Raw genomic sequence first — 14,965 nt, forward strand, 5'->3', positions numbered from 1 at the left:
TACCTATTCAAAATTTTTAGAATTCATGAAATTAAAACATTTTTTTAGTTTAATTATTACTTTGTTTGTGCTAACTATGAATGGACAAACTGATGATGATGACGTATTATTTACAGTGGCAAATGAGCCGGTTTATGCTTCAGAATTTATAAGAGTTTATAAAAAGAACCTTGATTTAGTTCAAGATGATTCTCAAAAAGATGTAGACGAATATTTAAAGCTTTTTAAAAGTTATAAATTGAAGTTGAAAGAGGCTGTTAGTTTGGGCTATAATGAAGAAGAAGCTTATCTAAAAGAATTGGAAGAATACAAGAAGGAATTAGCAAAAAATTATATTTCAGATCCGCAGGTGACAGATGATTTAGTTGCTGAAGCCTACGAGAGGACTTTAAATGAAGTCAATGCAAATCATATTTTGGTGAAGGTGTCTGCAGTGGCAAGCCCTGAAGATACTTTAGTTGCATATAACAAAATAGTAAGATTAAGAGAGCGCGCTTTAAAGGATGGTTTTGAAACGGTAAGAGAAGAAGTGCACAATGGAAAAACTGTTTTTGGTGAAAAGTTAGGGTTTTTCAATGGCTTTAAAATGGTTTATAAATTTGAAAGTGTGGCCTACAATACTGAGGTTGGCGAAATTTCAATGCCTTTTAGAACACAATTTGGATATCATATCTTGAATGTCATCGATAAACGCAAATCTGAGGGGCAAGTTGATATAGCGCATATTATGACTGTAAAGAATGAAAAGGATACACTTGCAGAAAAGCCTGAGGTAAGAATTCAAGATATTTATAAAAAACTTTTGCAAGGGGAGAATTTTGAAGCCTTGGCTAAGCAATTTTCTGATGATAAAAATTCAGCGCCAAAAGGAGGTAAATTAGGTTTGTTAAGCCGCGGTCAAGTGAGTGTGAAAGAGTTTGAAGACGCTGCTTTTAGTCTAGACAGTGTTGGAGATGTGTCTGAACCTTTTCAAACGAAGTTTGGATGGCATATTATAAAATTGCTTGAAAAAAAACCAGTTGGAGACTTTGAGAGCTTGAAACCAGAGTTAGTCAAAAAGGTAAAGCGAGATAGCAGATCTAAATTAATTGATGAGGCTCTTGTTATTGAACTCAAGAAAAAATACGATGTGTCAGACATTCGTCCGGACCTGACCTATTTTGAATCTATATTGAATGATGGCTATTTTGATAATTCATGGAAGTTACCTAATGATTTTACAGGAGATAAGACATTATTGTTAATAGGGAACAGTGAGGTGCTTTTTCAAGATTTTGGAGACTATCTGTTTCGTACGATGCGTAATTCAAGAGAAAAGGAACCTTATAACATGTTATTGGCCAAGAAGTATGATGCATTTATAGGGAAACATCTTATTGCTTATCAAGAAGATAATCTGGAATATGAGAATGAGGAATTTGCCAGTATCTTAGCTGAATATAGAGACGGCTTATTACTGTTTGAACTTATGGAAAATACAATTTGGAATTCAGCGAATAAAGATTCTTTAGGTATTCAAAATTACTATGAAGCGCATAAATTAGATTATATTAATCCGGAGACGATTGATGCTGTTGTGGCAACTTCATCGAAACAAAAAACGTTAAAGAAGGTTACAAAGCTGTTGGACAAAGGGCTTGGGCTAGATGAAATCAAATCTTTAATCAACAGTAATGAGAAGGTAGAGGTCATATTTACTTCAGATGTTATGGATGCTACACACCAAGCACTTCCAAAGGATTTGGTGTTTAAAGAGGGAATTTCAAAAATTTACAAGCATAACGAAGCTTATGTTATAGTTCAAATTAAGGAAGTTTTCCCGAGTTCTCAGAAAACATTAGAAGAGGCAAAAGGGTCTGTAATAAGTGATTATCAAACAGATAAAGAAGAAAAATGGCTTATTGAATTGGAAGCCAAATATAAAGTTGAAATTAATGAACCCGTTTTTAATAAAGTAAAATCAGAACTTAAATAAATATCGTGCAAAGTAGAGCTGTTTTATTGGTGTTAGTTTTAGTGGTTTATTCATGTGATTATTTAAAAAAATCGGATGATGAAGCACCTGTCGCACGCGTAAATGAAACCTATTTATATCAAGACGATATTATGGATTTGGTGCCTTTTAATGCTTCGCCGGCAGATAGTGCTTTAATCGTTCAAAATTTTATCAATAAATGGGCTACTCAGCAGCTTTTAGTTGATGGTGCAGCGCTTAATTTAGGTGAACAGAAGCAACAAGCTTTTAATAATTTAGTAGATCAATACAAGAAGGATTTATATACTAAAGCCTATTTAGAAGAACTTGTAAAGCGAAGTATTGATACGGCTTTAACATTAAAAGAGGCAGAAGTATATTATGAAAATAACAAAGAGGTTTTTAAACTAAATGAAGAATTGCTTAAGTTTAGATATATCCATGTTGATGAAAATATTATCAATTATAAAAATGTAAAGGAGCGGTTTCAGCGTTTTGATAACGAGGATAAAAAAATTCTAGATTCTATATCCATTCAATTCAAATCCTATTCTTTTAATGACTCTATTTGGATAAAGTTAAGTCACGTTATTAAGAAAATTTCAGTAGTAACTCCTGAAAACAAAAAACAACTGTTAAAAAAATCTAATTTTGTACAACTCAAAGATTCATTAGGAGTATATTTGATGCAAATAAATGATGTCCTTTTTAGAAATGAGACTGCGCCATTAGAGTATGTTAAACCAACTATTCGTCAAATAGTTATTAACAAACGAAAACTTGAACTTATAAAGAAAATAGAAAAAGATATCACTAAAGATGCCATTAAAAACAAACAATTTGAGATATATAATTAACCTAACTAAAGTGTTGGGTCTAAGTTTTGTTTTGCTTTTTGTAAATCTGGGTTATGCTCAAGAAATTATAGAAGACACAGCAGAGGTTGAAGAAGCTAATAAGAAAGTTGATACTACAAAAACAAAAAATGCGAAAAAAGTTGATGGAGTTGCCGCGGTTGTAGGTGATTACATTGTTTTAGATTCCGATATAGATAAAACATTTCTTCAGCTTAAAGCACAAGGTGTTAACACAGATGAAATTGAATCTTGTCAATTATTTGGGAAATTACTTGAAGATAAATTGTATGCTCACCATGCTATTCAAGATAGTATCTTAATTCCTGATTCTGAAATTAGGAGAAATGTTGATTATCAAATACAGCAATTTTTACAACAAACTAATGGCTCAATGGAAAAACTCCTAGCAGTATATAATAAGGAGGATGAGGCAAGTTTTAGAGAAGAAATGTTTGAAATCAATAAGGCAAACATGTTGGCGCAAAGAATGCAAGCAAAAATTGTTGAAGAAATAGAAATAACGCCAGAAGAAGTAAGAACATTTTTTAAAAAAATACCAGAGGAAGAGCGACCAACTTTTGGTACAGAACTTAAGGTAGCACAAATAGTTGCCGAGCCAAAAATATCAGAAGAAGAAAGACAAAAAGTTATAGACCGTTTAAAACAATTTAAAGCTGATATTTTGGAAAATGGAGCAAGCTTTAGGTCTAAAGCTGTTTTGTATTCTGAAGATCCGGGTTCAGCAAGTCGAGGAGGAAAGTATACACTAAACCGAAAAAAACCACAAATGGTTAAGGAGTTTAGAGAAGTGGCTTTTTCTCTGCAGGAAGGAGAGATATCAGAACCTTTTAAAAGTGACTTTGGATACCACATCATAATGCTTGAAAAAATAAGAGGACAAGAGTATGACGTGGCTCATATATTATTATCACCAAAAGTATCTAGCGCAGCCGTAAAAGAGGCCAAAGAAAGACTGGAGGGGGTAAGAAAAAAAATTACAGATAGTATTATTTCTTTTTCTGATGCAGCAAAAGAAGTTAGTGATGAAAAAGAGACTAGAAATGATGGCGGTCAATTAATTAATCCTACAACTCAGGATTATAATTTTGAATTGACCAGGATGGATCCTGAATTGTATGCACAAATACAAAATTTGAAAGATGGGGAAATCAGTTTAGTACTGCGAGAAGAGGATAGAACCGGTAAGGTAAAGTTTAAGTTACTAAGAGTCACCGATAGAATTGATGAACACACAGCCGATTATGCGCGAGATTATTTAAAAATTAAGCAATTGGCCTTAGAAGAGAAAAAGATTAAAGCGATAGAAGATTGGCAAGAATCGCATATTGTTGATACATATATAAAAATAAGTGGCGACTATAGGGATTGTGATTTTACAGGTAATTGGTTAAAGAAGTAAACATATATGTCTGACGTAGCTGCCATTGAAAAATTTGTAAAGCAATTTCAAAGTTTAAAAGATGAAATTGCCAAGGTTATAATTGGTCAAGACCAAGTTGTTAACGAGATTTTGATTTCAATTTTTTCTGGCGGTCATTCCTTATTAATAGGCGTGCCCGGTTTAGCAAAAACATTAATGGTGAATACTATTGCTCAAGCATTAGGTCTTGACTTCAAACGTATTCAGTTTACGCCAGATTTAATGCCAAGTGATATTTTGGGTAGTGAAATATTAGATGAGGATCGTCATTTTAAGTTTATAAAAGGCCCCATTTTTTCTAATATTATATTAGCCGATGAAATAAATAGAACACCGCCTAAAACGCAGGCAGCCTTATTAGAAGCTATGCAAGAGCGGGCTGTAACGGTTGCGGGTCATCATTATAAATTAAGCTTACCTTATTTTGTTTTAGCCACTCAAAACCCTATTGAGCAGGAAGGGACTTACCCATTACCTGAAGCTCAATTAGACCGGTTTATGTTTGCTATAAATTTAGACTATCCTACGTTTAAGGAGGAAGTTGAAGTGGTTAAAGCAACTACCAATGATGCTCCAGCGAAAGTGTCCGCCTTATTTTCGGCACAAGAAATTGTGGATATTCAACATTTAATTAGACGCATTCCCGTAGCCGATAATGTCATTGAATATGCTGTAGCAATGGTTGGCAAAACAAGACCAAATACAAAGGCAGCAGCCGATTTAGTAAAAACTTATGTAGATTGGGGCGCAGGTCCTAGGGCTTCGCAAAATCTCATACTTGCAGCAAAAACGCACGCGGCAATTCAAGGGAAATTTTCTCCAGATATTGAAGATGTGCAAGCGGTGGCACAAGGTATTTTACTTCATAGAATTATTAAGAACTACAAAGCTGAGGCCGAAGGTATTTCGGAAGAACAAATTATTAAAAGCCTATTTTAATAAGCGCTAAATGTCTATTGTTTGTTGAAGTAATACATGTTAAGGTCTAGTTTGTTCTTTTTGATCTAAACCCATCCTTTAAATTTTCGCTACGCCATTCTGGAATATAGTTATAGTAGGTGTTAAATAGTCTATCTGTTTTTTATTCACACAAGGTAAATTACCGTTCCCTGTAGTCCAGAAAAACACATTTTCTTCTGGTGAGTAAAACTTAAAGCCATCAATATTATATTCTGTAAATGACGTGATTGTTTTGGTGTTTTTTTCTGGAATAATAATAGTTCTTATGGAGAATACGCATATGCTATTAGCAAAAGAATTTTTGATTGTATTACTTTTAATAATAAATAAAAAGATTTAGATTTCTCGAAATGCAACGAAAAAGAAATCCGAAATTTAAGCTGGAAAAAAAATATAAATCCAACTAATGAGAATCAAAAGCATTCCAATAGGCTTGAAATACAAACATAAAGATTAATATTTGATAACATTATTGTTAATTCGTCAATTTTTACGAATAATTGGTGAAAAAAATCGAATCATATTTATTTTTAATGCTACTATAATAATTAAGTATAAATTGAATTCTTATTGGCTTTAGAATTATTAGAACTTTGTATAAATTTTGTAATTTGCAAAACTGAAAAATAAATGCATTAATTACTGCATTTAAACTTTACATTAAGTATTAAAAAGAATTCTATTATAAATTTTATGAACATTTACAACGACTACATTAAGGAGATCGAAGAACGAAAAGCTCTAGGACTTCATCCAAAGCCAATTGATGGTGCTGAATTACTTAGCAAGATCATTGAGCAAATTAAAGATTTAGATAATGAGTATAGGGAAGATTCTCTTAACTTTTTTATTTACAATGTATTACCTGGAACTACGAGCGCTGCTGGTGTAAAAGCGAAGTTTTTAAAAGAGATTATTTTAGGAGAAACAGTTGTTAAAGAGATTACGCCAACGTTTGCTTTTGAGCAGTTATCACACATGAAAGGTGGTCCATCTGTAGAAGTGTTGTTAGATTTAGCATTGGGAGATAATATTGAAATCGCTAAGGAAGCTGCCGCGGTTTTAAAGACGCAAGTTTTCTTATATGAAGCTGATACAACACGTTTAGAAGAGGCATTAAAAAATGGAAGCGAAATAGCAAAAGATATTATTGAAAGTTACGCAAAAGCTGAATTCTTCACAAAGCTTCCTGAGATTGATGAAGAGATTCAAGTAGTGACTTATATTGCTGGTATTGGAGATATTTCTACAGATTTATTGTCTCCAGGTGGTGATGCCCATTCTAGGTCAGATCGTGAATTACACGGGCAATGTTTATTTGAGCATAATAAAGACATGCAAAATGAGTTGTTGGCTTTAAAAGAAAAGCACCCGGATAAGCGTGTGATGCTAATTGCTGAAAAAGGAACCATGGGTGTGGGATCTTCAAGAATGTCAGGTGTGAACAATGTGGCGTTATGGACCGGGATTGAGTCTAGTCCTTATGTACCGTTTATTAATATAGCGCCGGTAATTGCAGGAACAAATGGTATATCTCCTATTTTCTTAACTACTGTTGGTGTAACGGGAGGAATTGGTTTAGATCTTAAAAACTGGGTAAAGCAAAAGGATGCCGACGGGAATACTATTGTAGATGAAGATGGTGAACCTATTTTGAAGGAAACTTATTCTGTTAAAACAGGAACAGTTCTTACCATTAATACTAAAGAAAAGAAGCTTTATAACGGAGATGAGGAATTAAAAGATATTTCTGCAGCATTCACGCCTCAGAAAATGGAGTTTATGAAAGCAGGTGGGTCTTACGCAGTTGTTTTCGGTAAGAAGTTACAAACGTTTGCTGCTAAAACTTTAGGAATTGAAGTACCTCAAGTTTATGCGCCTTCAAAAGAAATTACAGTTGAAGGTCAAGGACTAACGGCAGTAGAAAAAATATTTAATAAAAATGCGGTTGGTACTACACCAGGTAAAACATTACATGCAGGTTCTGATGTGCGTGTAGAGGTTAACATTGTAGGGTCTCAAGATACCACAGGGTTAATGACATCTCAAGAATTAGAAATGATGGCTGCAACCGTTATCTCCCCAATTGTTGATGGTGCCTACCAATCTGGGTGTCATACTGCTTCAGTATGGGATGATAAATCAAAAGCGAATATCCCAAGATTGATGCAGTTTATGAACGATTTTGGTTTGATTACAGGTCGTGATCCTAAAGGAAAATATTTTCCTATGACCGATGTTATCCACAAAGTATTGAATGATATTACAGTTGGTGATTGGGATATTATAATCGGAGGAGATTCGCACACACGTATGTCCAAAGGTGTTGCTTTTGGAGCAGATTCAGGAACGGTAGCGTTAGCATTAGCCACAGGAGAGGCAACTATGCCAATTCCAGAATCAGTAAAAGTAACCTTTAAAGGTGAAATGAAACCTTATATGGATTTCCGTGATGTTGTGCACGCCACGCAGCAACAAATGTTAAAGCAGTTTGGTGGTGAAAATGTATTCCAAGGTAGAATTATTGAGGTTCACATAGGGACATTAACGGCAGATCAAGCCTTTACTTTTACAGATTGGACAGCAGAAATGAAAGCTAAAGCTTCTATCTGTATTTCTGAAGATGAGACCTTAATTGAGTCTTTAGAGATTGCAAAAGGACGTATCCAGATCATGATTGAAAAGGGTATGGATAACAAAAAGCAAGTGCTTCAAGGCTTGGTTGATAAGGCTAATACCCGTATAACAGAGCTTAAAACTGGAATAAAGCCATCGTTAAGACCAGATGCAAATGCGAAATATCATGCTGAAGTTATTATTGATTTAGATGAAATTGTTGAACCAATGATTGCTGATCCAGATGTAAATAACGAAGACGTTTCTAAACGTTATACTCACGATACCATTAGACCATTATCATATTATGGAGGTACCAAAAAAGTAGATTTAGGATTTGTAGGATCTTGTATGGTTCATAAGGGTGATATGAAAATATTAGCTCAAATGTTAAAGAATATTGAGGCTCAAAAGGGTAAAGTAGAATTTAATGCACCTTTGGTTGTTGCTCCTCCAACATATAATATTGTTGATGAGTTAAAAGAAGAAGGCGATTGGGAAGTTTTACAGAAGTACTCAGGATTTGAATTTGATGATAGTGCACCTAAAGGTTTAGCACGTACTAAATATGAAAATATGCTTTATTTAGAGCGTCCGGGATGTAATCTTTGTATGGGTAACCAAGAAAAAGCGGAGCCTGGAGATACAGTTATGGCAACTTCTACACGTTTATTCCAAGGAAGAGTTGTTAAAGATTCTGGTGAGAAAAAAGGGGAATCTCTATTGTCATCAACGCCTGTTGTTGTACTTTCTACAGTTTTAGGTAGAACACCTACCTTAGAAGAGTATGAGGCTGCTGTTGAGGGTATTGTGTTAACTAAGTTTAAACCATCTCAAAAGCAATTAGTGAGATAGTATTTAGAAGATAAAATAGTAGTGTAAAAGTCCGAGTCTTATGATTCGGACTTTTTTTATCTTAATTTAAATTAATTTTAGTTCTAGACCTGAACTTATTTCTCAACCTAATGAGGCTTTCTTTACTCAATTCCGGCGTTATCTTTCCGGATAAAACCATAACAAACCTGAACTCTTCCTTATTAGTTCCATTAAGATTTAAATAGGTAAAGCCCTAGTTCTTTTTTTAACTTTTTAATAAGCTAGAAGATGACAGGTTCTGTTTTTCAATCATTTACATATTTTGTATCTTAGGGAGCATTTAAAAAGGAAAACAATAAAAATATAATAGACGTATGGCATTTGATATAGAAATGATAAGAGGTGTTTACACCAAAATGAGTGATACTATTAATAAGGCGCGTGAAGTGGTTGGAAAGCCTTTAACACTTTCGGAAAAGATCCTTTATAATCATTTATGGGATGGCGCGGCAACAAGGGCGTTTCAAAGAGGGAAAGATTATGTTGATTTTGCTCCAGACAGAATAGCTTGTCAAGATGCCACGGCACAAATGGCCTTATTGCAATTTATGCAAGCAGGTAAAAGTAAAGTGGCCGTACCAACAACGGTGCATTGTGATCACCTCATACAAGCAAAAGAGGGCGCTGCTAAAGATTTAAAACATGCCAATAGCGTAAGCAGTGAGGTGTTTAATTTTTTAGAATCAGTATCCAATAAATACGGTATTGGATTCTGGAAACCAGGAGCCGGTATTATACATCAAGTGGTTCTAGAGAATTATGCATTTCCAGGAGGCATGATGATTGGTACAGATTCACATACTGTAAATGCGGGTGGTTTAGGAATGGTTGCTATTGGTGTCGGTGGAGCAGATGCTGTTGACGTCATGGCAGGTATGGCTTGGGAATTAAAATTCCCTAAATTGATTGGCGTGAAATTAACAGGGAAACTGTCAGGTTGGACAGCGCCAAAAGATGTGATTCTTAAGGTTGCTGAAATCCTTACTGTTAAAGGTGGAACAGGGGCTATTGTAGAATACTTTGGACCCGGAGCTATAGCCATGTCATGTACAGGAAAAGGAACCATTTGTAATATGGGGGCAGAAATAGGAGCGACTACATCTACTTTTGGTTATGATGATTCCATGGATCGGTATTTAAGAGCTACAGATAGAGCAGACGTTGCTGATGCCGCAAACAAGGTTAAAGCTCATTTAACAGCAGACCCCGAGGTATATGCAAATCCGGAAGATTATTTTGATCAAGTTATAGAAATCAACTTATCAGAACTAGGCCCTTTATTAAACGGACCATTTACTCCAGATTTGTCTACGGAAGTGGGTGCAGATATGACTAAAAAAGCAAATGAAAATGATTGGCCTATTAAAGTGGAATGGGGACTCATAGGCTCATGTACCAATTCGTCTTATGAAGATTTATCAAGAGCATCTTCTATTGCACAACAGGCATTAGATAAAGGTTTGAAAATGAAGGCAGAATTGGGAATAAATCCAGGTTCAGAACAAGTACGTTACACTGCTGAACGCGACGGTATTCTTGGGATTTTCGAAAACCTTGACGCTAAAATATTTACGAATGCGTGCGGACCCTGTATTGGGCAATGGGCAAGATATTCGGATCCTAAGAATGCACCAAAAAATAGCATAGTACATTCATTTAATAGAAATTTTGCTAAACGTGCCGATGGGAACCCGAATACACATGCCTTTGTGGCTTCTCCAGAATTAACAGCTGCAATAGCTGTTGCTGGACGTTTGGATTTTAATCCATTAAAGGATAAGTTAATAAATGAAGATGGACAAGAAGTGATGTTCGATGAGCCAACTGGATGGGAGTTGCCGCCAAAGGGTTTCGCTGTAGATGATAACGGCTATTTGGCGCCAGAAGCCGATGGGAGGCATGTTAAAGTTTCAGTTAAAGAGGATTCTGAACGCTTGCAATTATTAACGCCATTTCAACCACTAGGAAGTACAATTACAGGTGCTAAATTATTAATTAAAGCCTTTGGAAAGTGCACCACCGATCACATTTCAATGGCGGGTCCATGGTTGCGTTTTAGAGGGCATTTAGACAATATTGCCAATAATACCTTAATAGGGGCGGTGAATGCATTCAACCAGAAAACAAACTTTGTTAAAAATCAATTAACAGGGGATTACGGGGGTGTTCCGGATACGGCTAGGGCTTATAAAGCTGCAGGCGTAAAGTCTATAGTAGTAGGAGATCATAACTATGGCGAAGGTTCTTCTAGAGAACATGCTGCCATGCAACCACGTCATTTAGGAGTGGCGGCGGTTATCGTAAAATCGTTTGCACGTATCCATGAAACCAATCTGAAAAAGCAAGGCATGTTAGGCTTAACATTTGCCAATGAAAGTGATTATGATTTAATTCAAGAAGACGATACCTTCAACTTTTTAGATTTAAATGAATTTGCACCAGATAAACAATTAACACTTGAAATTGTGCATAGTGATGCTAGTAAGGATGTGATTAAGCTAAACCATACCTATAACGATGCACAAATTGCTTGGTATAAAGAGGGCTCAGCACTTAACCTAATAAAGAAGCAGAACGCTTAAAAAAAACGAATATGTTTATTGAAAATCAAGCCCTAATAAGCTGAGTTTTTACATATAACTAATTTTATAAATTTTTGATAATTCGTTAGGAATGAGTAAAATTGACTTGGCATTTTATGCTCACTTAATATCATTTAAATAACATATTCGGGTTTTTTTTAAGGATACTTTATTTTAAGGACGGTTATAAAAGGATATGTAATATCTTATTGCAGAGATGTGTTTTTCGAGGATTTATCTTCTGAAATAATAGTTTTTTTGGAAATAAAAAAATAACTTTATTCCAAAGAAAAGCGTATTTATTAAAATATTTTTATGGCCTTAAAAGTTGTTGTTTCGCATAAAACCTCATATAAGTTTGATAAGAAAGTTAGTCTATCTCCACATATATTCAGACTTAGACCGGCGCCTCATAGCAGGACACCTATTGAGTCTTACTCATTAAAAATTACTCCAGAAGATCATTTTTTTAATTGGCAGCAAGATCCATTTGGTAATTATCAAGCACGTGTGGTTTTTCCTGAAAAAACTGATGAATTATCTATTGATGTAGAAATTATTGCCGATTTAAAGACTATAAACCCGTTTGATTTTTTTGTTGAAGAAAGTGCTGAAGAATATCCTTTTCAGTACGCTGATGGTGTAAAAAAGGAATTAACGCCATACTTGGAAATAAATGATAAAGGTAAACTTATTGAAGACTTTTTAAAAACTATAGATTATACACCGCGAAAGACCATATATTTTTTAATTCATCTTAATCAAAAAATTTATGAGTTTTTATCTTACAACATTAGACTTGAACCTGGTGTGCAAACGCCAGAAGAGACATTGTCTTGCAAAACGGGGTCTTGTAGAGATTATGCATGGTTGTTTGTTGAAGTATTGAGGCATTTAGGGTTTGGTGCTAGATTTGTTTCAGGTTATATTGTTCAGCTAAAATCTGATGAGCCTTCATTAGATGGTCCTTCTGGTCCGGCTGATGATTTTACCGATTTGCATGCCTGGACAGAAGTCTATTTACCTGGCGCCGGTTGGGTAGGTTTTGATTCAACTTCAGGGCTATTGGCTGGCGAAGGGCATATTCCTTTAGCTTGTACGCCACACTATGATAGTGCTGCCCCAGTCACGGGTATGACAGATCCATGTGAAACAGAATTTTCTTTTAGTAATTCGGTTACCCGAATATTAGAATCCCCAAGAGTCACGAAACCTTATACTGATGAACAGTGGAAGGCTATTAATAGATTAGGGCATAAAGTAGAACGTGATTTACAAAAGGGCGATGTGCGATTAACCATCGGCGGGGAGCCTACTTTTGTATCTATTGATGATATGGAAGCTCCGGAATGGAATACAGATGCTGATGGTCCACACAAAAGAGCACTGGCTAATAACTTAACAAAACGGTTATTAGACAAAATGGGGAATGGTGGTATGTTACACCACGCCCAAGGCAAATGGTATCCTGGCGAGCCTTTGCCACGATGGGAGATTCAAATATATTGGAGAAAAGACGGTAAAGTTATTTGGAATAATCCAGAACTACTTTCATGCTTTGCTCCGAATACAAAAGTGCCTGAGGGCAGTGATAAGTTGTTTTTAGATACCTTATGCGATTATTTAAGTGTATCAACTAACAGCGTTATGCCTGCCTATGAAGATGCCTTTTATTCATTATGGGAAGAAGGTAATATGCCAATTGATATTGATATAAATGATGAAAAGAGCGAAGATCTTATTAGGAAACGCATAGCGGAAATACTGGAAAGAGGAATAGATAAGGCCGCAGGATATATTTTACCTTTAAATAAATCTAAAGAGCAATGGTTTAGTTCAGAATGGGATTTTAGAAGAAAGCATTTATTTTTAACACCAGGAACTTCACCTATTGGACTAAGATTACCTTTGAGCTCTTTGATAATAAAGCCTGAATATACTGATTTTCCAAATTACGAACCAGATTTGTTTAAAAAACGGAAAAAACTGCCAAGCTTTAAACGGTTAGTGAATTTAAGGTACAAGAATTTTTGCGAAAATGGTATAGAATCTGATAAACCTAAATATTTTGTTAGAACGGCCATTTGCTCAGAAATAAGAGAAGATAAATTATACTTGTTTTTACCACCTCTTAACTCTATTGACGCTTTTCTTGATCTTATAGCTTCCATTGAAGCTGTTGCGAAGAAATTAAATATACCGGTGATTTTAGAAGGTTATAATCCACCACATGACAATAGGGTGGAGTCTATGAAGATTACTCCAGATCCTGGTGTTATTGAAGTTAATGTTCACCCCATTCACAATTGGGGAGACTTAGTAGATAATACATTGATGCTTTATGGTGAGGCGAAAAAAGCACGATTAGGTACAGAGAAGTTTATGTTAGATGGTAAACATACTGGTACTGGAGGAGGAAATCATGTAACTCTTGGTGGTATAACCCCTGCAGATAGTCCATTATTGCGTAAACCTAGTTTGTTGAGAAGTTTACTAACCTTTTGGCAACATCACCCAGGCTTATCTTATTTATTTTCAGGAGCATTTGTTGGGGCTACTAGTCAAGCACCTCGAATAGACGAGGCCAGAATGGAGAATCTATATGAACTAGAAATTGCGTTTAGTCAAATACCCAAGGATGGTGAGGTGCCGTTTTGGCTAACAGATAGGTTGTTTAGACATTTGCTTACAGATTTAACAGGTAATACGCACAGAGCGGAATTTTGTATCGACAAATTATATTCTCCAGATTCATCATCAGGGCGGTTGGGAATATTAGAACTCCGTGGGTTTGATATGCCACCGCATCCTAAAATGAGCCTAGTACAAATGCTTCTTGTTAGAGCATTGGTGGCTTGGTTCTGGAAAAAACCGTACGAACATGACCTAGTGCGCTGGGGAACCGAATTACATGATAAGTTTTTAATAGAACATCATGTAAGGGAAGATATTAAAGATGTGGTTAAACAGCTTAACAGGGCAGGGTATAAATTCCAAGAAGACTGGTTTGACCCTTTCTTTGAATTTAGATTTCCATTACATGGGATGGTAGATATTAATAATATTCATTTAGAATTGCGAGCCGCTATTGAACCTTGGAATGTTTTAGGTGAGGAAATGACGGGAGGAGGTACGGCGAGATACGTTGATTCTTCCTTAGAACGTTTACAGGTAAAAGTTACAAACTTTACTACCGAAAGATATGTGTTAACTTGTAATGGTGTAAAAGTACAGTTGCAACCAACTAGCGTAAAGGGCGAATATGTAGCTGGGGTTAAATATAAAGCTTGGGATCCTTATTCTGCGTTGCATCCTACTATTGGAGTAGATACACCTTTAGCCTTTGATATTGTAGATACATGGAATAGAAAATCTGTTGGTGGATGTAAATATTTTGTATCGCATCCAGGTGGAAGGTCTTATGATACTTTTCCTATAAACAGTTTTGAAGCAGAGTCAAGAAGAATTAATCGCTTCTGGGATATAGGAGAAACTCAAACCGAAGTTGATATTATAGAAGAGATAACGGCTAGTGACGTTTCAGCGCCTTTAAGAACAGTAGAAGAACAGGGGAGCCAAAGAAAATTCAGATATAAAACCCTTCCTGTTGACCCAGAATTTCCAAATACCTTAGATTTGCGTAAAAAATAATTAAGTT

At 35.4% G+C, this 14,965-nt stretch carries 7 protein-coding genes; all 7 read left to right on the plus strand.

Annotation, left to right across the window (positions count from 1 at the left end):
* Positions 1-25 precede the first annotated feature (25 nt).
* Positions 26-1,975 (plus strand): peptidylprolyl isomerase, encoded by a 1,950-nt coding sequence (locus IE051_RS15730; RefSeq protein ID WP_189362363.1) that lies wholly within the window; start codon positions 26-28, stop codon positions 1,973-1,975.
* 5 nt (positions 1,976-1,980) lie between these two features.
* The gene (locus IE051_RS15735; RefSeq protein WP_189362364.1) at positions 1,981-2,832 is read left to right on the plus strand and encodes a peptidyl-prolyl cis-trans isomerase; all 852 of its coding nucleotides are present in this window, start codon (positions 1,981-1,983) and stop codon (positions 2,830-2,832) included.
* Positions 2,795-4,252 carry a peptidylprolyl isomerase gene (locus IE051_RS15740; RefSeq protein WP_189362365.1) on the plus strand — a complete coding sequence of 486 codons (1,458 nt, stop codon included), beginning with the start codon at positions 2,795-2,797 and terminating at the stop codon, positions 4,250-4,252. The genes IE051_RS15735 and IE051_RS15740 overlap by 38 nt, the downstream gene beginning before the upstream one ends.
* Positions 4,253-4,258: 6 nt before the next feature.
* The gene (locus tag IE051_RS15745) at positions 4,259-5,212 is read left to right on the plus strand and encodes an AAA family ATPase (protein ID WP_189362366.1); all 954 of its coding nucleotides are present in this window, start codon (positions 4,259-4,261) and stop codon (positions 5,210-5,212) included.
* Positions 5,213-5,926: 714 nt separating this feature from the next.
* A complete protein-coding gene (locus IE051_RS15750) occupies positions 5,927-8,704 on the plus strand; it encodes a bifunctional aconitate hydratase 2/2-methylisocitrate dehydratase (protein WP_189362367.1) in 2,778 nt (925 codons plus the stop codon).
* Positions 8,705-9,039: 335 nt separating this feature from the next.
* A complete protein-coding gene (locus tag IE051_RS15755) occupies positions 9,040-11,307 on the plus strand; it encodes an aconitate hydratase (protein WP_189362368.1) in 2,268 nt (755 codons plus the stop codon).
* 315 nt (positions 11,308-11,622) lie between these two features.
* Complete coding sequence (locus tag IE051_RS15760) at positions 11,623-14,958, plus strand: transglutaminase family protein (RefSeq protein WP_189362369.1); 3,336 nt, start codon at positions 11,623-11,625, stop codon at positions 14,956-14,958.
* Positions 14,959-14,965: the final 7 nt, after the last annotated feature.

This window comes from Algibacter mikhailovii, from assembly GCF_014651495.1.
In the GTDB taxonomy this organism is placed as follows: domain Bacteria; phylum Bacteroidota; class Bacteroidia; order Flavobacteriales; family Flavobacteriaceae; genus Algibacter_E; species Algibacter_E mikhailovii.